At 68.3% G+C, this 17,265-nt stretch carries 24 protein-coding genes and 1 tRNA gene; 13 read left to right on the top strand and 12 right to left on the bottom strand.

Features of this window, described 5'->3' with window-relative positions; all coding sequences use genetic code 11:
* Positions 1-80 precede the first annotated feature (80 nt).
* Positions 81-926 (bottom strand): hypothetical protein, encoded by an 846-nt coding sequence (locus KME78_RS41030; protein ID WP_219534916.1) that lies wholly within the window; start codon positions 924-926, stop codon positions 81-83.
* Positions 923-1,435 (bottom strand): RNA polymerase sigma factor, encoded by a 513-nt coding sequence (locus KME78_RS41025; RefSeq protein ID WP_219534915.1) that lies wholly within the window; start codon positions 1,433-1,435, stop codon positions 923-925. The genes KME78_RS41030 and KME78_RS41025 overlap by 4 nt, the downstream gene beginning before the upstream one ends.
* A 48-nt stretch (positions 1,436-1,483) precedes the next feature.
* Here KME78_RS41025 and KME78_RS41020 point away from each other — a divergent pair, with 48 nt between their 5' ends.
* The gene (locus KME78_RS41020) at positions 1,484-1,651 is read left to right on the top strand and encodes a hypothetical protein (protein ID WP_219535109.1); all 168 of its coding nucleotides are present in this window, start codon (positions 1,484-1,486) and stop codon (positions 1,649-1,651) included.
* A gap of 42 nt (positions 1,652-1,693) precedes the next feature.
* On the opposite strand, the gene KME78_RS41015 is transcribed toward KME78_RS41020, so the two are convergent.
* Positions 1,694-1,783 (bottom strand) — tRNA-Ser (locus KME78_RS41015).
* Positions 1,784-1,807: 24 nt separating this feature from the next.
* Here KME78_RS41015 and KME78_RS41010 point away from each other — a divergent pair.
* Positions 1,808-2,161, top strand: coding sequence for an STAS domain-containing protein (locus KME78_RS41010; protein WP_219534914.1), 354 nt, complete (start codon positions 1,808-1,810; stop codon positions 2,159-2,161).
* Positions 2,162-2,183: 22 nt separating this feature from the next.
* On the opposite strand, the gene KME78_RS41005 is transcribed toward KME78_RS41010, so the two are convergent.
* Genes KME78_RS41005 through KME78_RS40980 form a run of 6 tightly spaced genes read right to left on the bottom strand, consistent with a single transcriptional unit; the run spans position 2,184 to position 6,733 of the window.
* Positions 2,184-3,029, bottom strand: coding sequence for an NUDIX hydrolase (locus KME78_RS41005; RefSeq protein ID WP_219534913.1), 846 nt, complete (start codon positions 3,027-3,029; stop codon positions 2,184-2,186).
* A 26-nt stretch (positions 3,030-3,055) separates the two neighbouring features.
* Positions 3,056-3,784, bottom strand: a complete 729-nt coding sequence (locus KME78_RS41000) for a M15 family metallopeptidase (protein ID WP_219534912.1) — start codon at positions 3,782-3,784, stop codon at positions 3,056-3,058.
* Positions 3,785-3,840: 56 nt separating this feature from the next.
* Positions 3,841-4,326: a universal stress protein gene (locus KME78_RS40995; RefSeq protein ID WP_219534911.1), complete on the bottom strand. Its 486-nt coding sequence runs from the start codon at positions 4,324-4,326 to the stop codon at positions 3,841-3,843.
* Between the two features lie 15 nt (positions 4,327-4,341).
* Positions 4,342-4,581 (bottom strand): hypothetical protein, encoded by a 240-nt coding sequence (locus tag KME78_RS40990; RefSeq protein WP_219534910.1) that lies wholly within the window; start codon positions 4,579-4,581, stop codon positions 4,342-4,344.
* Positions 4,578-5,000: a hypothetical protein gene (locus tag KME78_RS40985; RefSeq protein WP_219534909.1), complete on the bottom strand. Its 423-nt coding sequence runs from the start codon at positions 4,998-5,000 to the stop codon at positions 4,578-4,580. Before KME78_RS40985 ends, KME78_RS40990 begins: the two co-directional genes overlap by 4 nt.
* On the bottom strand, positions 4,997-6,733 hold the full coding sequence (locus tag KME78_RS40980) for an MDR family MFS transporter (protein ID WP_246653029.1): 1,737 nt from the start codon (positions 6,731-6,733) through the stop codon (positions 4,997-4,999). The genes KME78_RS40985 and KME78_RS40980 overlap by 4 nt, the downstream gene beginning before the upstream one ends.
* 165 nt (positions 6,734-6,898) lie before the next feature.
* On the opposite strand from KME78_RS40980, the gene KME78_RS40975 reads away from it, so the two are divergent.
* Positions 6,899-7,471, top strand: a complete 573-nt coding sequence (locus tag KME78_RS40975; RefSeq protein WP_219534907.1) for a TetR/AcrR family transcriptional regulator — start codon at positions 6,899-6,901, stop codon at positions 7,469-7,471.
* Here the strand turns inward: KME78_RS40975 and KME78_RS40970 are convergent.
* On the bottom strand, positions 7,468-7,926 hold the full coding sequence (locus tag KME78_RS40970; RefSeq protein ID WP_219534906.1) for a DUF5946 family protein: 459 nt from the start codon (positions 7,924-7,926) through the stop codon (positions 7,468-7,470). The two genes, KME78_RS40975 and KME78_RS40970, sit on opposite strands and share 4 nt — an antisense overlap.
* Positions 7,927-7,931: 5 nt before the next feature.
* Positions 7,932-8,696, bottom strand: coding sequence for a metallophosphoesterase family protein (locus tag KME78_RS40965; protein WP_219534905.1), 765 nt, complete (start codon positions 8,694-8,696; stop codon positions 7,932-7,934).
* Between the two features lie 108 nt (positions 8,697-8,804).
* Here KME78_RS40965 and KME78_RS40960 point away from each other — a divergent pair, with 108 nt between their 5' ends.
* Together KME78_RS40960 and KME78_RS40955 are read left to right on the top strand one after the other, a co-directional pair.
* On the top strand, positions 8,805-9,590 hold the full coding sequence (locus tag KME78_RS40960) for an SDR family oxidoreductase (protein ID WP_219534904.1): 786 nt from the start codon (positions 8,805-8,807) through the stop codon (positions 9,588-9,590).
* Between the two features lie 88 nt (positions 9,591-9,678).
* Positions 9,679-10,641: a DUF3800 domain-containing protein gene (locus KME78_RS40955; protein ID WP_219534903.1), complete on the top strand. Its 963-nt coding sequence runs from the start codon at positions 9,679-9,681 to the stop codon at positions 10,639-10,641.
* Here KME78_RS40955 and KME78_RS40950 read toward each other — a convergent pair.
* Positions 10,607-11,068 carry a GNAT family N-acetyltransferase gene (locus tag KME78_RS40950; protein WP_219534902.1) on the bottom strand — a complete coding sequence of 154 codons (462 nt, stop codon included), beginning with the start codon at positions 11,066-11,068 and terminating at the stop codon, positions 10,607-10,609. The genes KME78_RS40955 and KME78_RS40950 overlap by 35 nt on opposite strands.
* Positions 11,069-11,184: 116 nt before the next feature.
* On the opposite strand from KME78_RS40950, the gene KME78_RS40945 reads away from it, so the two are divergent.
* The 8 genes from KME78_RS40945 to KME78_RS40910 all read left to right on the top strand — a co-directional run bounded on the left by KME78_RS40945 (position 11,185) and on the right by KME78_RS40910 (position 17,261).
* Positions 11,185-11,613 carry a hypothetical protein gene (locus KME78_RS40945; RefSeq protein ID WP_219534901.1) on the top strand — a complete coding sequence of 143 codons (429 nt, stop codon included), beginning with the start codon at positions 11,185-11,187 and terminating at the stop codon, positions 11,611-11,613.
* The gene (locus tag KME78_RS40940; protein ID WP_219534900.1) at positions 11,607-11,834 is read left to right on the top strand and encodes a helix-turn-helix transcriptional regulator; all 228 of its coding nucleotides are present in this window, start codon (positions 11,607-11,609) and stop codon (positions 11,832-11,834) included. Before KME78_RS40945 ends, KME78_RS40940 begins: the two co-directional genes overlap by 7 nt.
* 2 nt (positions 11,835-11,836) lie before the next feature.
* A complete protein-coding gene (locus tag KME78_RS40935) occupies positions 11,837-12,280 on the top strand; it encodes a helix-turn-helix domain-containing protein (protein ID WP_308127324.1) in 444 nt (147 codons plus the stop codon).
* 39 nt (positions 12,281-12,319) lie between these two features.
* Entirely contained in the window at positions 12,320-12,748 is a 429-nt protein-coding gene (locus KME78_RS40930) for a VOC family protein (RefSeq protein WP_219534899.1), read from the top strand.
* Positions 12,749-12,782: 34 nt separating this feature from the next.
* On the top strand, positions 12,783-13,226 hold the full coding sequence (locus KME78_RS40925) for a MarR family winged helix-turn-helix transcriptional regulator (RefSeq protein ID WP_308127323.1): 444 nt from the start codon (positions 12,783-12,785) through the stop codon (positions 13,224-13,226).
* 14 nt (positions 13,227-13,240) lie between these two features.
* Positions 13,241-14,458 (top strand): epoxide hydrolase family protein, encoded by a 1,218-nt coding sequence (locus KME78_RS40920; RefSeq protein WP_308127322.1) that lies wholly within the window; start codon positions 13,241-13,243, stop codon positions 14,456-14,458.
* A 113-nt stretch (positions 14,459-14,571) separates the two neighbouring features.
* Positions 14,572-16,239, top strand: coding sequence for a hypothetical protein (locus tag KME78_RS40915; protein WP_219534897.1), 1,668 nt, complete (start codon positions 14,572-14,574; stop codon positions 16,237-16,239).
* Positions 16,236-17,261: a hypothetical protein gene (locus KME78_RS40910; RefSeq protein WP_219534896.1), complete on the top strand. Its 1,026-nt coding sequence runs from the start codon at positions 16,236-16,238 to the stop codon at positions 17,259-17,261. Before KME78_RS40915 ends, KME78_RS40910 begins: the two co-directional genes overlap by 4 nt.
* Positions 17,262-17,265: the final 4 nt, after the last annotated feature.

The following is a 17,265-nucleotide window of genomic DNA, read 5'->3' as shown; positions in this document are numbered from 1 at the left end:
GAGGAAGAGCGCTTCAGCCCCGGCGATGACGCTGGCGCGTCATCGCCGCCATGGTCGTCTCTTAGGTATCGTGACGGCGCTCAGCCGCCGTCGGGGCACCCGGCTTGGGCGTCGCGATACCACGGAGATGCCTCAGCCTGTTGGGGGCCGGCCCAAATGACGACCTTGGTACGCCCCAACAAGCCCACATCTGATGGCCACCACGCATCGGGCACGTCCGGGCGAACTTCTCTCTTGGGTCCGACGCGGAAGGAGTCGATTCCCATCCCGCGCTTGGCGAGCTCACCGCGAAGCCGCCCTACCGTCATGCCCATATAGGGCACGCAGTGCAGCACTTCTCCGGGGGCGCTGATCTCGCCGGTGGTGGTGTAGTTCTCGCCCTCCCTGGCGGGTCTGCCCAGGGTCACACTGGCGGGTCCTGCGAGATCGGCCGGGATCTTGAGCTTCACCGTACAGGGGTCTTCGAAAGCCGGGCAGTTCGGGTCGGGGATCGGCTCGATCTGTGGAGTCGGCCGCTCGACCGACGTCCCCTGACCACCGACCACCTTGCCCACCAGGCTCGGTGACACCGGCTCCAGTTCCAGCGTGACCGGCAGTCCACGCGCCCGGAACTCCTCGGCATACTGCTCCGGCGCGGCGTACACGTCCTTCACGGTGACGATGTAGTCCTTGCCTGATCTGGTGAAGTCCAGGGCCTCCGCCGGTCGTGGCCAGGCGATGACACCAAGAGCGGCCACGGTGATGACGGTCCCCAAGGCCACGGCGGATACCGCCGGCTTCCATATCCTCCTGCGTGGCAAGGGCTGCGGCCTGAACGCGGCCGTAATGCGCTGTGCCTGAGCCGTCAGGTCCGACTCGGCGCGCACGTCGGAGGCCGGGTCGTGCGCCCGTAGCATGCTTCTGAGCTGCTTGACATCGTGGTTCATATGGCACTCTCTCCGAATTCCGGCCGAAGCTGGGGGTGGTCGGCGAGGGACTGTTCGAGTCGTTTGCGGGCGCGGTGCAACCGCATCGTGGCCGTTGCTCTGGAGCAGCCGGCGACCTGGGCTGCTTCGCGGAGGTCGAGCCCTTCCCAGGCGACCAGCAGCACCAGTTCCCTGTCGCTCTGGCTCAGGCTGTTCAGCGCCGTCAAGGCCGCCTGCCGCGCGACAACCGCAACGGCGTGATCGTCGATGTCGCCGACATCGTGGACCACGAGCAGTCCTTCGCGCCTCTTCTCCTTCTTGACGAGGTTCCGGATCAGGTTCCGGGCCGTGACATACAGCCATGGCAGCGGCCGATCAGGCGGTAATTCCTGGTGCTTCTCCCATGCGATTCTGAACGTCTCGTTGGCGATGTCCGGGGCGTCGGCTGGGCCGACGCGCCGCCACGCATAGCGAAGGACCGACTCATAGTGCTCCTGGAACAGGCGCGTGAAGTCTGCTTCTTCATCCACAGTCACACCCCCTATGTGTCACCAAGCCACCCAACATCACCGAGGACGATGCAACTGGCGGGGTTCGGCAGCGGCTCGCCTCCGATGAGGATGGACGCCGACCCCGACCGCGAGACGCTGTCCGACAAGCTCACCCTGGAGACCTCGGCGACCGTACGCGACCTGCTCAATGAGAGCGATCAGGTCAAAGAGGTACGTGGACATCGGGGCCGGTGAAGGGGCGAGCGGAGCGCGCGGCAATGACGGGACCCTGAAGGGTGGCGGAGGGTGTGGGATTCGAACCCACGAGGCCATCGCTGACCTGGCCGCTTTCAAGGCGGCTGCACTCGTCCACTATGCGAACCCTCCAGTGCGCACACCACCATAGCGGCTGTGGTGACGGCGGTGTACGTTCAGGAGGTGGCGGATCTCAACGTCGAGGTGGAACGGGCCGACGGCACGGCGAGTGTGCGCCTGCGCGGCGATCTCGACAAGCTCACCGCGCCCCGCCTCAAGCAGGTCATGGGTGAGCTCATCGCCGCAGGTCATGTCTCGATCGTCATCGACACGGCCGCCCTGGCGTTCTGCGATTCCAGCGGGTTGTGGGTGCTGGTCGAGCATCAGCGCAAGGCGGGTGAGCGTGGCGGGTCGCTCGAGCTCACGGGCGTGCAGGGGGTGCTGCGCCGGGTCCTCGACGTGACCGGGCTGAAGGCCGCCTTCGACAGCGTCCTGACCGCCCAGCCATGACCGTTCGATCCTGATCGGCGGTCTAGTCGTCCAGCTGTGACAGCAGCCACTTGGGGCCCACGGTCGTGGCTCCCAGCTTGCTGACGCGCTCCTTCAGCCCCCGGTCCGCCGTCACCACGAGCACGCGTTCCCACGGCCGCGCCTGCCGTACGACGTCCACGATCGCGTCGTCGCCGCTGCCCGTCGCGGCCACCACCTGGATACCGGGCACGGCCGGCGCGCTCTTCGCGGCACCTTCCACGACCGCCACGATCCGCGGGTACCACTGCGCGAGCACGGAATGCGCCAGCCGCAGCCCCGCGACGTCGGTCAGCAGCCGCGTCGCCGCGCCGAGCCGGTCCCGCCACCAGCCGTGCTCAGCGCGGGCGCCGATGATGTTGGCGACGTCGAGCACCAGCGTCTCGGGGGTCAGCTCCGGCTGGATCCTGTCCCACGACTCGGCGAACCCGGGGTGCAGCTTCCTGGCCTTGACCTCGGGCAGCGGCACCCAGCGCAGCTCGGTGCTCTCGTTGTTGGCGGGCGCCGCGGCCAGCAGCTCGGCCGACTCGGCGATCACCGTCGCGAACGCCCACCCGCCGTGATCGTCCAGGTAGACACCCTGCACGCGCAGCTCGTCGCCGCGCACGGACGCCTCTTCGTGCGCCTCGCGCAGCGCGCTCATCACGGCGTCCTCGTGGCTGTCGCGCGCGCCTCCCGGCAGCCCCCAGGTGCCGCCGTGGTGGCTCCACCAGACCCGCTTCTGCATGAGGACGTGCGGTACGCCGTGCTCGTCATGGTGTACGGCCAGGAGCCCCGAGGCCCCGTGCAGCCCCCAGTGCCGGTGCCCACGCTCGCATTGGGTCCAGCCGTCGCCGTCCTTCGCCGCCATGATCTGATTCTGACAGCCCGGCACCGCTATCGGCCGTTGCGGCTGAAGTGCTGGTAGTCCTTGGTGCCCGACCAGGAGCCGCCCCAGCCCCAGCCCACCGAGGCGAAGGCCCTGACGACCCGGTCGCCCGGGTTGATCACGCCCTCGCCCTTCAGGGGGCGCTTGGCGAACTTTTTGGCGTTCTGATGGGCGGTGCTGCCGCTCGCGGTGACGTACGGGTTCTCGCGCGGGTTGAGGTCGATCGCCTCGCCGTACGCGTGGTTGGACCAGTTGCTGGACCCGGTGGCGGCGCGGCAGTTGAAGGCCGAGGTGTTGTCGGCGTCGATCGAGTCGTAGTCGTCGCCCTTGTAGACGTCGACGAGCCGCATCTGCTTGATCGGGTAGCGCATGGCGTACAGCTTCCCGAAGACCTTGACGACGTCGTCGGTGACGGTCTTGCGCACGACCAGCTCACCACCGGTGTGCGCCTTGTCGTCGAAGCCCCAGTACGTCATCGTGATCAGCCGCAGGTCCTGGTAGGAGACCGGGCAGCCGGGCTTCCACGAGTAGGGCAGGCGGCTGCGCGAGATCTTGGTGACCTTGGCGGTGAACTTCGGTGGCCCGGTGGTCTTCGCCGTCGGGGTGGGCGTCGCGGGCACCGGCGGCTGGGTCAGCGCCTGGGGCTGAACCTCGGGCGGCGCCGGTGAGGCGACCGGCGCCTGCCCGCCGCACGAAACGGACGCGAACACCACGAATGCAGCGGCAGTACGTTTCATGCGGCCACCCTACGCGACGTCCTACGAGGTCAGGGCGGTATCGGTGAGGCGCGAGGTCAGGGCACGATCAGCACGGTACGGCGAGCACGCCTGGCCAGCCCCACCGCCACCGAGCCGCCGAAGCTGTGCCACAGCGAGCGGGACCGGCCCACCACGATGGCGTCGGCCATGCAGGAGTCCGCGAGTGTTTCCAGCTCACGCGCCGTGTCACCCCGTACCATGACGAACCGCCACGGAACGCCGACCCCGCTCAGCTCGCTCCGCAGGTCCTCGGTCAGGTCTCCAGCCGAGTCGGGGATGATCGGCGAGCCCGCGAAGAACCACAACGTCGCGCTGGTGAGCGTCTCCACGAACGCGATGAGCAGCGCGGCGTTGTCCCGCCGGGCGAGCCCGGCCGCGTACGCGAGCGCGTTGCGGCTCGGGCCCGATCCGTCGAAGCCGACCACCAGCAGCCCGGTGCCGTCTTTGCCGATCTCGAACTGCTCACTGGGGAGTCCGCCTAGGAGGGGCTCCCACCGGTCGTCTGTGCTACCGCCGTACACGGCATGCCTCGCACGTCAGCTGTCGGCGACGTGCTTGCCGCGGCCGGTGAGCTCGCGCAGCGCGTCGGCCGCGTAGACCACGATGGCCACGAACGAGACGCCGGCCAGCGCGCCGCCGAGCCACAGATCGTTGACCGTCGCGTCGGCGTAGGCCGCGCCCCTGGGCTGGTAGCCCACCGCGAACGGCGCCGCGATCAGCCACAGGCCGGCCAGGAACAGCACGACAAGGGCGGAGACGCCCAGCTTGGCCTTCATCGGTTCTCCTCCACTCCCACCAGGGCGGGCTTGCCGTTCTGGCGGTGGTCGCCGCCGCGTCCGGCGTTGTTCAGGTCCTCACGCAGCGCCTCGACGAGCGGGGCGAGCAGGCTGGCCAGCTCCGCGGACGAGCCCTGCGGCGCGGGCGCCACCGGCTCGGGCTCCGGCTCGGCCTGCTTCTGCCGTACGGCCACCAGACCGCGGACCACGAGCTCCTCGTGGATGGCCGCGACGAAGGCCACCACGCCGATGAGCCCGACGACCGCGACGCCCAGGCCGGTGAAGAACTCGGAGGTGGTCGGGTCGGTCCAGTCGGCGTTCTCCGGCTGGGTGCCGAGGGCGAACGGGGCGATCATCAGCCACAGCCCGGCCATGAAGGCCAGGGCGGCCGCGACGGCGCCCACGAACTTGCGAATCATGATGAGACTCCTCCTGTGACGAGGTCTTTCCGCGGCGGCGCGGCCTGCGCGATCAGAGCGCGTGAGGTGGGACGCAGCACGCTCTGCGCGACCGATCTGGCGCGCTCCCGTTCGGTACGGTCATCGGGCGGCGCCATCCTGGCGACCGCGGACAGCAGCGCGGACGGCTGGCCGTTGACCCGCTCGATCCGCTGGGCGATGAGCTCCAGCAGCAGCCCGGCCAGGACCAGGTCGTCCTTGCTGAGCTGCCTGGGCTCCGGCGCGGGCGTCGCGGGGCCTCTGAGCGGCAGTTCCTTGAGGAAGAGCGTCGCCACGAAGCCGAGCAGCGCGATCGGCACGCCGACCATGAAGACGGTCTCCAGACCGCGGGTGAAGGCTTCGAGCACGATGTGCTTGATCGGCCCGGGCAGCGACTGGATGGCGCTGGGGCTGCCCAGCTTGGGCGAGGAGCCGCCGGGCAGCTTGATGTGCGCGGCCCGCAGCATCTCGGTCATCTCGCTGTTGAGGCGGTTGGTGAGGATCGCGCCGAACGCGGCCACGCCCACGGCGCCGCCCAGCGACCGGAAGAACGAGACACCCGCCGTGGTGGACGCCATGTCCCGCAGCTCGGAGCCGTTCTGCGCGGCGAGGATGAGCATCTGCATCGACAGGCCGAGCCCGGTGCCCAGTACGGCCACGTCGAACCCGATGAGCCACTCGCTCGACTCCACGTGCAGCCGCGACAGCAGGAACAACCCCACGCCCACGATCAGCAGGCCCGCCACCGGGAAGATCTTCCACTTGCCGGTCTGGGTGACGATCTTCCCGGAGATCACACCGCCCAGGAACAGCGCCACCACCATGGGCAGCGTCATCAGCCCCGACTCGGTGGGGGTCAGACCCTTGACGATCTGCAGGTACTGCGGCAGGTAGATCATCGCGCCGAACATCGCCACGCCGACGAACAGCGAGGCGGCCGCGGTGAGGACGAACGTCCGGTTCCTGAACAGCCTGGGCGGCAGGATCGGGTTCCGGGCCGTGCGCTCGGAGAGCACCGCCAGGGCCAGCATGAGCAGGCTGATGGCTCCCAGGGCGTACGTCCAGAAGGAGTTCCACTCGAACTCCGTGCCGCCCAGCGTCAGCAGCAGCATCAACGCGCTCGCGCTGGCCGTGATGGTGGTCGCGCCCCAGATGTCCACGGAGGTGTTGCGCCGGACCTTCGGCAGCTTCAGCACCTTCTGGATCACGATGAACGCGATCAGCGCGAACGGCACGACCACATAGAAGCACCACCGCCAGCCGAGCCAGTCGGTGTCCACGATGAACCCGCCGAGCAGCGGCCCCGCGACCGTGGAGATGCCGAAGACGGCGCCCATGTACCCCGAGTAGCGGCCGCGCTCCCGCGGCGACACGATGTCGCCGAGGATCACCTGAGCGAGGGCCGACAGACCACCCACACCCAGCCCCTGTACGGCACGCGCCGCGATGAGCTGCCCGATGTTCTGCGACAGGCCGGCCACGAGCGACGCCGCGACGAACAGCCCCAGGGCGCTCTGGAACAGCAGCTTCCGGCCCCACAGGTCGGACAGCTTGCCCCACAACGGCGTGGAGACCGTCATCGTCAACATGGTCGCCGACGCCACCCAGGAGTACTGGTCCTGGCCGCCGAGTTCCCCCACGATCGTCGGCAACGCCGTGCCGACCACCGAGGTCGAGATCATCGAGGTGAGCATGGCGAGCATGAGCCCGGACATGACCTCGAGAATTTCGCGGTGAGTGTATTGCCGCCTCGCGGGGGCCGCGGCCTGTGTCTGGGCTACCAAGACACCACATCCCCTTCTTACCGTTTCTCCTCGGTGAGTATACGCCCGTTTACTAGCCGAGCGGCAAGTGGGGGGTTCTTGAGTAGAGTTCGGGCCATGGAAGCGCAGTTGACGGAGGCCCGGCCGCGCGATCGCGCGGCCACCCGCCAGCGGCTGCTGGAGGCAGCGCGCATGCTGTTCGGCGAGTACGGCTACACGCAGGTGACGGTCCGCATGATCGCCTCGGCGGCGGACGCCAACATCGCCCTGGTGGGCCGCTACTTCGGCTCCAAGGCGGGCCTGTTCGGCGAGGTCCTGGCGGGCGAGCCGACGGTCCGCGCCGTGGTCGAGGGTGACCGGGCGGGCCTGCCCAGACGGCTGGCGGAGTACGCCGCCGAACGCATGTCCCACGACCCGGAGAGCCCCATCCTGCGCTCACTCGAACGTTCGGCGGGCGACCCGGAGATCCAGGCGCTCGTCCGCGAACGCCTGCTGGCTGTCATGATCGAGCCCATCGCGGCCCTCCTCGGCGGCCCGGACGCGCACGCCAGGGCCCGGATGGCGACGGCGGTCTTCCTGGGCCTCGGCTCGGTCCGCCGCCTCGTGGGCCCCGAGACCCCGTCACCCGCCGACGTCGACCGGCTCACCGCGGTCTTCGAACTCTGCCTGGGCCTGGAGTCCCTGCCCTAGCGGCCTTGTGCCTGCCACGCGTCGACGGTCGCGGTGGCCCAGTGCCGCATCCGTTCCTCGTGCCCCTCGGCCGGAAAGCTGCCGTCCAGGGCGACGTCCGCGATGGTCGTGTCATACGCGGTCGGCGGGACGGAGGGATCCGGGAGCGGTGGCGTGCCGACGAAGGCGTCCGCACCCGGCTTCAGGCCGCCGAAACGGTGCGAGTTGAGCCGCTGAGCGCGCTGGGTCATGGGGCCGAGGGCGGCAAGACCGCCCCGGACGTACACATGAAGTACCGCCCAATAGAAGCCGAGCCCGGATTCGGGCAGGCGCGAGGAGTGCTGGAGGTAGAAGCACGCCACCGAAACGGCGTGCACGGGCGCCCAGGGGGCCCGTGCCGAGAACTCCAGCGTTATCAGCAGGTGAAACAGGGCCTCGCACTCCTCCAGAGCACCGCACTCCGCACACCGGGCCATCTCCGTCACCTCGCTTCGTCGAGGATCGGCAGCTCTTTCAGCGTGCCGTCCGACGTGAGCTCCAGCACGCTCACCGCGTCGGGCCCGTAGGCGACCTGCGAAAGGCAGAGCACCTCCGTGGCACCGACCCGCTCCCTGAACGGGGTGTGCATGTGACCGCAGGCGTGCACCTGAGGCGCGAGCCGGTCGGTCAGCGCCCGGATGGCGTCCCGCCCCACGGGCTCCTTCCCCCGGTGAAGGTACGAGAGCCCGGACGGCCATTCGTGCGTGAGCAGGAGATCGATCCGCTTGCCGCGGGCCTGGTCGAGCAGCAGGTTGACCTGCGGCCTGGTGAAATAGCCGTACTCCTTGAGCCGCTCCGGCGTGACGGCGGGAGGCGTGTCGGGCTCGCTGAAGTGGCGTGAGTAGATGCCGGACAGGAAGGCGACCCGAAGGCCGGCCACCTCCCGCACACCAGAGCGCCCCAGAAAATGAAAGCCGGGCGCCCATTCGCCGGGACCCTGGGCGTCGAGTGACGGCCACGGCTCATGGTTGCCGCCGATGAAGTAGACCGGTGCGCTCATGCTGCGCCACCCCGCGACGAACTCCGGGAAATCGCCGACCTTGCGATATTTGGCCGGCCCGCCGACGCCGAGGCTTTCCGCCTCGGTCCTGTTGGGCTCGGCGTCGCCGACGCTGAAGATGGCGTCGACGGGACCGCAGTGCCGCCGGACTATCGCGTCGGCCTTGGCGAAGTTCGCATGAATGTCGCCGATGACCGCGAATCTCATGGGTCGATCATGCTGAGCGGCGGGCTCGGCGGACAACCGGATTTTCGGCGGCACAGCGTATTGAAACAGGTTTCAGTTTGACCATAGGCTGCGGTCGGAGGTCATGACATGATCCTGGACCGCTTCCACGTCACCGGCCACGCCGCCATCGTCACCGGTGCCGGCCGGGGCATCGGCGCGGCGACCGCGATCGCCCTCGCGCAGGCGGGCGCGGACGTGGCGATCTCCGCCCGTACGGAGGAGCAGCTAGGCGCCGTAGCAGCTCAGGTGGAGGAGGCGGGCAGGCGGGCGCTGGTCGTCCCCGCCGACCTGAGCGTGCCGGGCGCCATGGAGGCGCTCGCGAAGCAGGCCGTGGACGCCTTCGGCCGGGTGGACGCGGTCGTCAACAATGTGGGCGGAGCGCTTCCCCGCGCCTTTCTCGACACCACGCGGAAACATCTTGAGAACGCGTTCCAGTTCAATGTCGGGATCGCGCATGAGCTGACGCGGGCGGCCGTACCGCACCTGCTCGAGACCGGCGGCTCGGTGGTGAACATCACCTCCGCCGTGGGCCGGACGGCGGGCCGTGGTTATCTGGCGTACGGCAGCGCCAAGGCGGCGCTCACGCACTACACGCGGCTGGCCGCCCGCGACCTGGCGCCCAGGGTGCGTGTCAACGCGATCGCCGTCGGCGCGGTCGCCACGTCCGCCCTCGACATCGTCATGACCGACGAGAACCTGCGTACCCAGATGGAGCAGGCCACCCCCTTGAAGCGGATCGGTGAGCCGGAGGACGTGGCGGCCGCGGTGCTCTACCTGGTCTCGCCTGCCGGGCGCTACCTGACCGGCAAGGTGCTGGAGGTCGACGGCGGCATCGACCAGCCCAACCTCGACCTCGGGCTGCCCGATCTCTGAGCTGCAGGGACGAAATCCATTTGAAGCCTCAAGTGGCGACTTGCGAGACTTGGAGCCGAGCAGCGCCCATCCGTGGGAGAACCAAGCCGTGACACAACCCTTCGAAATCGCCTGCGACGAGTCCGGCTCAGAAGGGGAGAAGCTCATTGGCGGAAACACGGTGGTGTTCGCCCACGCCAGCATTCGGCTGGACATCGAATCGGCGGCTGACTGCATCCAGGAAGTACGGAACAGAGCCCCCTCCCCGACCACGGAATACAAGTCGGGCGTCATTCGCAGGAAGAAACACCTGAACGCCCTCAAGTGGCTGCTCGGCCCTTCGTCCCCACTCCACGGAAACGCGCACGTCTATCTGATCGACAAGACCTTCTTCGCGATCAGCAGATTCATCGACCTGCTCGCCGACCAGGATTCCCGAGCCATGGCCGGCACTCTCTACCGAGAGGGCGAGCACACGTTCGGCCCCGACCGGTGGAACGCCTTCCTGGAGTCCTTCAACGACCTGATGCGCACCAAGAACGGCCGAGGTCCGGGCGCTTCCGTCGACTCGGTCTTCAAGCGGATCGACACCCTTCGCCGTGCCGCCCCGCGGAGCCGGGCCGGCGAAATAATGAATCTGCTCTGGGAGTCCAGATCCGACATCGACTCTTTCCGCGCGCGGCTGCCCACGCTGAACCCGCTGTTCCCGGCCATCATCCAAGCAGCCGTCTACTGGGGTGAAGCCGGGAAGCCCGTTTCGGTCGTTCACGACCGGCAGACCCTCCTCACGCAAGAACGCATCGACGAGCTGAAGGAGACGCGTGCCGCGGAAGGCCGACTGGCCGGCCTGCGGCTGGTCGACTCGCGCCTGGACCCACGGATCCAGGTGGCCGACCTTCTGGCCGGACCGGCGCGGAAAATAGCGGAAGACGAGCTCACCCACCAAGGCGACGCCGAACTCACCGCATTGCTACGACCGTACGTGGATGCGTTCTCTGTCTGGGGAGACGACCGAAGCTGGTCCCTGCTCGCGCCGCCTACTCGCGGGTGGGCGGCTCCAGCGGTTGGCTGAGCAGCCGGCGGCCCTCGTCCCGGAAGCCGCGCTTGCGGTAGAAGTCGAACAGGTGGCTCACGTCCTGCCCGTTGGGGGCGATCACGATCTCGAGCTGGCCGCAACCCCGGCCGGCGGACCAGCGCAGGCTGTCCTCGATGAGCCGCTGGGCCTCGCCGCGCCGGCGCGCGTCCGGGGCGACGTAGAGGTCTTCGAGCTCGGCGATCAGGCCGGATTCGAGCCCGAAGGTGGTCGTCGTGATGGCGAACGCGACCACGCGACCGTCCGACTCGCTCACCGCGACGCGAGCCGTGGGAGAGGAGATCAACGTGGCCAGGTTGGTCCGCAGATCGGCTTCTGAAGTGGCGAAGCCGTCCTCCTTGTAGAAGTCCACGGCGAGGGCGAGCAGAGCCGGCAGATCTTCCGGCGCAGCGGTCCTGATGGGCATGTACACCATGATGGCCGAGACCGCATTGGTGCCGCGATGTAAAATATAGTAGACATGGAGTCAAATTTTCACTACATTGATGATGTCGAAGATTCTCCGCATCCAAGGGGTGGGCCATGACACATGAGGAGAAACGCGCGTGGATCCGGCTGGTCGTCGCCGTGGTCGGGTACGCCGCCTATGTGGTCATCATCGTGAGCCGCGCGAATGGACGCTCCCTACCTGAGGTCCCGTACGCCACCACCCTGCTCTGGACCGTCGGCGCGGCCATCGTCGCGTCGATCGTGGCCGAGATCGGGATCGCGATCGTGAACCCGAGGGCCTCCCGCGCCACGGACGAGCGCGACAGGGAGATCGGCCGGCTCGGCGAATACACCGGCCAGTCGTTCGTCGTCATCGGCGCGGTCGCGGCGATGATCATGGCGATGGCCGAGTGGGACTGGTTCTGGATCGCCAACGTGGTCTACCTCTGCTTCGCGCTGTCGGCGGTTCTGGGCGGGATCACGAAGGTCATCGTGTATCGCAGGAGCCTGCCGCAGTGGTGAAGTCGACGCGCGTCACGAACCGCATCCGCACGCTGCGCTTCGCGCACGGCGAGATGACCCAGGCCGAGCTCGCCGAGCGCATCGGCGTGACCCGGCAGACCGTCATAGCCATCGAGCAGAGCCGCTATTCGCCGTCCCTGGAGATGGCCTTCCGGATCGCCCAGGTGTTCGGCGTCCCGCTCGACGACGTGTTCCAGTATCCCGAATCCCCGGGAGAGTGACCGTGGACCTGATCCGCGGGAGGGTGGCCGTGGACCTGCTTCCGCACCTTCGCCGCGCGCACGACCACATCGACCGGCACTACCGAGCGGCGCTGGATCTCGACCAGCTCGCCGCCGTCGCCGGGGTGTCCAAGTTCCACTTCGCGCGCAGCTTCGAGGCGGCGTACGGCGAGACGCCGATCCGCTACCTCACCCGCCGCCGCATCGAGCGTGCCCAGGACCTGCTGCGCGTCGCGAACCTCACGGTGACCGAGGTCTGCATGGCGGTGGGGTTCGCCAGCCTCGGATCGTTCTCGTCCCGCTTCACGCGACTCGTGGGAGAAAGCCCCACCGCCTACCGTGATCGGTGGGCCGCCCGCGGCGGGCCGCACGTCCCCGGGTGCTACCTGTTCATGCGCGGGGTGCTCGACCCGAGTGGTACGGCCGGGCCCAAGGGCGCAATTTGAAAGAAGCGGTCGCCGCGGGTCGCCGCATACCGTACTCACATGATTACCAACATCTCGCTGGTCACCGTCTACTGCCTCGACCAGGACAAGGCCCGCGACTTCTACATCGAGAACCTCGGCTTCGAGCTCCGCACCGACGTCACCATGGGAGAGGGTTTCCGCTGGGTCACCATCGGCCACCCCAGCCAGTCCGAACTCGAGGTCACCCTGATGACCCCCGGACCGCCGCTCGACGCCGACGCCGCCGACTTCATCCGGCGGCAGCTCGAAAAGGGCCAGATGGGCGGCCTCGGCCTGCGGGTCGATGACTGCCGCAAGACCTATCAGGAGCTGAGCGCCAAGGGCGTGACCTTCCTCCAGGAGCCGTCCGACCGCCCGTACGGCGTCGAGGCCGTGATGCGCGACAACACGGGCAACTGGCTGGTCCTCGTGGAGCCCAAGGAATTCACCCCCGAGGACTTCGCCTGAGCGGATTTACATCAAATATCGATATAATGTGGGTGTGGATCACCCACTGAACGTCGACGAGCTGGCCACCGCGATCGAGGACTTCAACACGGTCTTCATCCGGCTCCCGTCGGTCCGGAGGCTCAACTTCTCCACGTTGTCCGTGCTCCACACCCTGTCGCGGAAGGGGCCGCTGCGCCTGACCGATCTGACGGCCACGGAGCAGCTGAAGCAGCCGGCGCTCACGAGCCTGGTCGCGAAGCTTGAGCGAGACGGGCTGGTGTCCCGCCGCCCGGACCCGAGCGACGGCCGTGCTGTGCTGCTGTCTCTTACCGAAGAGGGCGGGCGAATTGTTCGGTCTCGTCACGCGGACCGGGTGGCGAACCTGGCACGTCTCGTGGACCGGCTGAACGACCAAGAGCGTGAGGTGCTCGCCGGGTCGGCGCGTGTCCTGGCGCGTCTGACCGAGATCGCGGCGTCCGACGTCGCGGGCGACTAGATGAGGAGACAATCGTGCCCCTTGAGCCGACGCCGCTCCACGTGTCCGACGAGGTGCTTGACGACCTGCGTCGCAGACTGACCGCGACCAAGTGGCCGCTGGACGCTGGCAATGACGACGGCTACTACGGGGTGCGCCGCTCGTACCTGCAGAAGCTCGTGGCGTACTGGGCGGACGGTTTCGACTGGCGCGCCGCCGAGCGCGCGATCAACGCCTACGAGCACTACCGCGTCGACGTCGGCGGAGTGCCGGTCCACTTCATGCGTAAGCCCGGCGTCGGGCCGAATCCGGTGCCGCTGATCCTCAGCCACGGCTGGCCGTGGACGTTCTGGCACTGGTCCAAGGTCATCGACCCGCTCGCCGACCCGGCCGCGTTCGGAGCCGATCCGGCGGACGCGTTCGACGTGATCGTGCCGTCGCTGCCCGGCTTCGGATTCTCGACACCGCTGACGAATCACCCGGACATGAACTTCTGGAAGATCGCCGACGTCTGGCACGAGCTGATGACCGGTGTCCTCGGGTACGAGAAGTACGCGGCCGGCGGCTGTGACGTCGGCGCGCTGGTCACCGGGCAGCTCGGGCACAAGTACGCCGACGAGCTCTACGCGATCCACATCGGGTCCGCGCTGAAACTCACGTTCTTCAACGGCGAGCGCGCCTGGGACATCAGCGGCGGCAGACCCGTCCCGGAGAACCTGCCGCCGGCCGACCACGAGCGGCTCATGGCCTTCGAAAAGCGCTTCGCCGTCCACCTGGCAGCGCACATGCTCGACTCGGCCACGCTCGGTTACGGACTGGCCGACTCTCCGGTCGGCATGCTCGCCTGGATGCTGGAACGTTGGACGACCTGGTCCGACAGCCACGGGGACGTGGAAAGCGTGTTCACCAGGGACGATCTCCTCACCCACGCGACGATCTACTGGGCGGGCAACGCCATCGACACCTCGATCCGTACGTACGCCAACAACAACCGCTACCCGTGGACCCCGTCGCATGACCGCCGGCCGGTGATCGAGGCCCCCACGGGCATCACCTTCGTCGGCTACGAGAATCCGCCCGGCGTGACGACCGGCGAAGAGCGGGTGAAGAGCTTCCTCGACAGCGATCGCGCCGCTTGGTACAACCACGTCAACATCACCGCTCATGACCACGGCGGGCATTTCATCCCGTGGGAGATCCCGGACGAGTGGGTCGAAGACCTACGGCGTACCTTCCACGAACGACGTCAGTAGCGAGCGCGGAACCATTTCGCGGCAAGGATCACGCGAGGTAGTGGCAAAGGCCACGATGCTTCGTTCTCCGGTCTGCCAGGGTCGACGCGGCCTTGCTGATCGGGGGAGAGATCATGAACCTTGTCGGGGATGACGAGCAGTTCGACCGCCTGCTCATCGCTGCCCGGTCATATTGGGAGCATCGCCCTCCTCGGGATGACAGTGGGCCGGTGGTCGTGGCAGAGGCGTTCCACGAGGACATCAGGGTCATCGTGCGCAACCTTCTGGTGGCGAACGCGATCTGCGACCTGAGGTCGGCCCGGCTGGTCGTGCTCACCGGCATGGACCGGGAGTGGAACGAGGTGCTTTGGGAGCAGTTCGACGTCGAGCGGATTCGGCGGCTGTCCGAGGCGTTCGGTGCCGCCAAGGTGTTCGACGTGCACGACCTCGTGAATCGCCACCTGTCCGACCGAGGTGACAGCCCGAGCGCCGACCGAGGTGACAGCCCGACAGAGGTGAGTGACCCCGAGACGGTGGCCGCCGTGGAAAAGGCGACGCTGATCCGGCTGGGCCGGGTGCCGCGGCTGCCGGACGCCGAAGAGCCTTGGCATCGACCGCGGCGCAGCCGTACCAGAGCCCTTTCCGCCGTCTACGACCGGCTGTTCGCCGAGCTGTCGCCGGACGCGCTGGTCACCAGCCATGTCGACTACGACCAGTGGGGGCTGGCGGTCGATACGGCCATCCGCCGGGAGGTCCCGGTCGTGCATGTACAGAGCACCGGGACCTTGAAGGCGTACGCGCTCTTCCCGGAGCGGCGCAGGGGGCTCGGCACGTTCCGGGAAGAGCTGACCTGCCAGATCGCCGAGTATTTCGAGGAGTTCGTCTGGTCGAACCGGGATCTCATCAAGCCGAGCGCGGAGTTCCTGGCGTGGCGGGCGAAAGTCAACCTCGGCAGGCCGAGCTGGTGGCGGGCCGGGAACGTGAGCGATTTCGAACTGCGTACCGAAACGGAGCGGCGCCAGATCCGCCAGCACGCGTGCGAACGTTTCGGGATCGACCCGGACCTGCCGGTGTTCACCGTCTTCCACCATGCCGTCTCCGACGCTCTCGGCACCAACAGGGAGCTGTTCGATGACCTGGCGCGATGGTTCGAGGAGACCGCGGACTTCGCCGCCGCGAACGACGGTGTGAACTGGCTCTTCCTGGATCATCCGAGCCAGTTCCGGTATGACACGACCGGCCATTTCGCCTCGGTCGCGGAACGCCATTCAGCGCGTGCGCACATGGCGTTCATGCCCAGCCTGGCACTGTCGAAGAACGTGCTGTGGAGCGTGACCGAGGTAGGGGTGACGGTCCGCGGGAGCGTCTCCAGCGAGTTGCCCGCTTTCGGCATCCCGGTCATCCAGGCCGGTTGGTCCGAGTGGAGCGGATGCGGGCTGTCGCACGTCGCCCAGACGCGGGACGACTATTGGCGGCTGCTCGGCGAGGCCGTCGCCAAGCACGCGAAGGGCGAGTCCATCCTGGGGGCCGAGCAGCGGGAGCGGGCCCGGCTGTGGCTCTGGCTCTACCGCAGCGGTGCCGACGTGCCATCGCCGCTGGTGCCGCACTGGGAGGTCGGGGCGGGCAACGAGTACCTGAGTACGCTCATCGCCGGCCTGCGGCACGTGGAGCGCGACGGCGACCCGCTCTACTGCTCGATACGCAGGATGTGGGAGCGGCGCGACCCGCTGCTGAGCCGGTTCGACGTCCAGGATTCCAGTGGGTTCGCCGCGGCCTTGGCCGCTTCGAGGAGCGCGTCATGAGCACATCGCCGATCGCCGGCACCGCCACCGACTTCGACCGGCTCGTCGTTCCCTGCGAGGTGCCGATCGAGATCGCCGGCGGCCAGACGGCGGCGCTACAGGTGGCCGACCAGTTGCATCGTGGCGTCCAGATCGTGGGCCGGTTCGAGCGGTCGGGACTGGCCGGCTTCAAGGTGGCCGCCGCGGGCCGCCGACTGCGGGTCACGGTCACGCTGGCCGTGGACGCCAAGTCGGTGCCCGGTTGGCACGAGGAGGAGACGGACACGGCGGAGGCCGCCAAGGGCCTGCCCCGGCTCATCCAGGTCCGCTCCCAGGGGCGGCTGCGCCAATGCGTGCTGCTGAAGGCCGGCAGCCGCATCAAGAGGAGCGTGGTCGTCTTCGACCTGCTGCCCGAGGAGATGCCGGACGATGGTCTGATCTGTATCGAGGCGCTGGACATCATGGAGGGCCGCGGCGTTTCCGGCGCGCTCCGCGAAGCCGTGGCGGGATCCGTCATGGAAGACGGCGTAGCCGGGCTGCGCATCGACAGCGTGACCTTCGCCGTGAGCCCGGCGGAGGGCCAGGCCATCGCCGCCGCCCGCCAGACGTGGAACGGCGCGGGCAGCGAGGACTCCTCCCTGATCAGCTGCGGCGGCTTGACCGGCCGCCGTGACCGTGAGAGCCGCTCCCTCCGCTCCGGCCTGCTCGTCGTCAACCCCACGCCGCCGGGCGTCTTCGGCTCGGGGGGCACCCTGACCGTCCGCCTGGACAGCAGGGCGGAGGCCACATCGGGCAGGCGAGTCCGCGCGCTGATCCGGAAGGCCCGGCCCGGGGGCAGCGGCTGGACCTTCAGAGCGGGCGCGCCGACCGTACAGCAGGTCCTGAGCGTTCAGGACGGCGACCTGGCGCCGCTGATCCAGTCGACGAGCGGCAACATCACCGAGCTCGAGCTCCCGGCGCCCATGAACGCGCCGGTCCTCGTCCTCGTGACGGCCAAGCAAGGCGTCGTGCCCACCCTGCTGTCCACGACCTGGACCCCTTGACGGG

The organism is Nonomuraea guangzhouensis, assembly GCF_019396345.1.
Taxonomy (GTDB): Bacteria; Actinomycetota; Actinomycetes; order Streptosporangiales; family Streptosporangiaceae; genus Nonomuraea; species Nonomuraea guangzhouensis.
The sequence above is the reverse complement of the archived record's forward strand: the minus strand, read 5'-3'. Positions and strand labels throughout refer to the sequence as shown.

Bases quoted from the DNA above. Each gene is read 5' to 3' on its own strand.
- KME78_RS41030 (WP_219534916.1), bottom strand. From the start codon at position 926: ATGAACCACGATGTCAAGCAGCTCAGAAGCATGCTACGGGCGCACGAC.
- KME78_RS41020 (WP_219535109.1), top strand. From the start codon at position 1,484: ATGCAACTGGCGGGGTTCGGCAGCGGCTCGCCTCCGATGAGGATGGAC.
- KME78_RS41005 (WP_219534913.1), bottom strand. From the start codon at position 3,029: ATGGCGGCGAAGGACGGCGACGGCTGGACCCAATGCGAGCGTGGGCAC.
- KME78_RS41000 (WP_219534912.1), bottom strand. From the start codon at position 3,784: ATGAAACGTACTGCCGCTGCATTCGTGGTGTTCGCGTCCGTTTCGTGC.
- KME78_RS40990 (WP_219534910.1), bottom strand. From the start codon at position 4,581: ATGAAGGCCAAGCTGGGCGTCTCCGCCCTTGTCGTGCTGTTCCTGGCC.
- KME78_RS40985 (WP_219534909.1), bottom strand. From the start codon at position 5,000: ATGATTCGCAAGTTCGTGGGCGCCGTCGCGGCCGCCCTGGCCTTCATG.
- KME78_RS40980 (WP_246653029.1), bottom strand. From the start codon at position 6,733: ATGTCCGGGCTCATGCTCGCCATGCTCACCTCGATGATCTCGACCTCG.
- KME78_RS40975 (WP_219534907.1), top strand. From the start codon at position 6,899: ATGGAAGCGCAGTTGACGGAGGCCCGGCCGCGCGATCGCGCGGCCACC.
- KME78_RS40970 (WP_219534906.1), bottom strand. From the start codon at position 7,926: ATGGCCCGGTGTGCGGAGTGCGGTGCTCTGGAGGAGTGCGAGGCCCTG.
- KME78_RS40965 (WP_219534905.1), bottom strand. From the start codon at position 8,696: ATGAGATTCGCGGTCATCGGCGACATTCATGCGAACTTCGCCAAGGCC.
- KME78_RS40960 (WP_219534904.1), top strand. From the start codon at position 8,805: ATGATCCTGGACCGCTTCCACGTCACCGGCCACGCCGCCATCGTCACC.
- KME78_RS40950 (WP_219534902.1), bottom strand. From the start codon at position 11,068: ATGCCCATCAGGACCGCTGCGCCGGAAGATCTGCCGGCTCTGCTCGCC.
- KME78_RS40945 (WP_219534901.1), top strand. From the start codon at position 11,185: ATGACACATGAGGAGAAACGCGCGTGGATCCGGCTGGTCGTCGCCGTG.
- KME78_RS40930 (WP_219534899.1), top strand. From the start codon at position 12,320: ATGATTACCAACATCTCGCTGGTCACCGTCTACTGCCTCGACCAGGAC.
- KME78_RS40915 (WP_219534897.1), top strand. From the start codon at position 14,572: ATGAACCTTGTCGGGGATGACGAGCAGTTCGACCGCCTGCTCATCGCT.
- KME78_RS40910 (WP_219534896.1), top strand. From the start codon at position 16,236: ATGAGCACATCGCCGATCGCCGGCACCGCCACCGACTTCGACCGGCTC.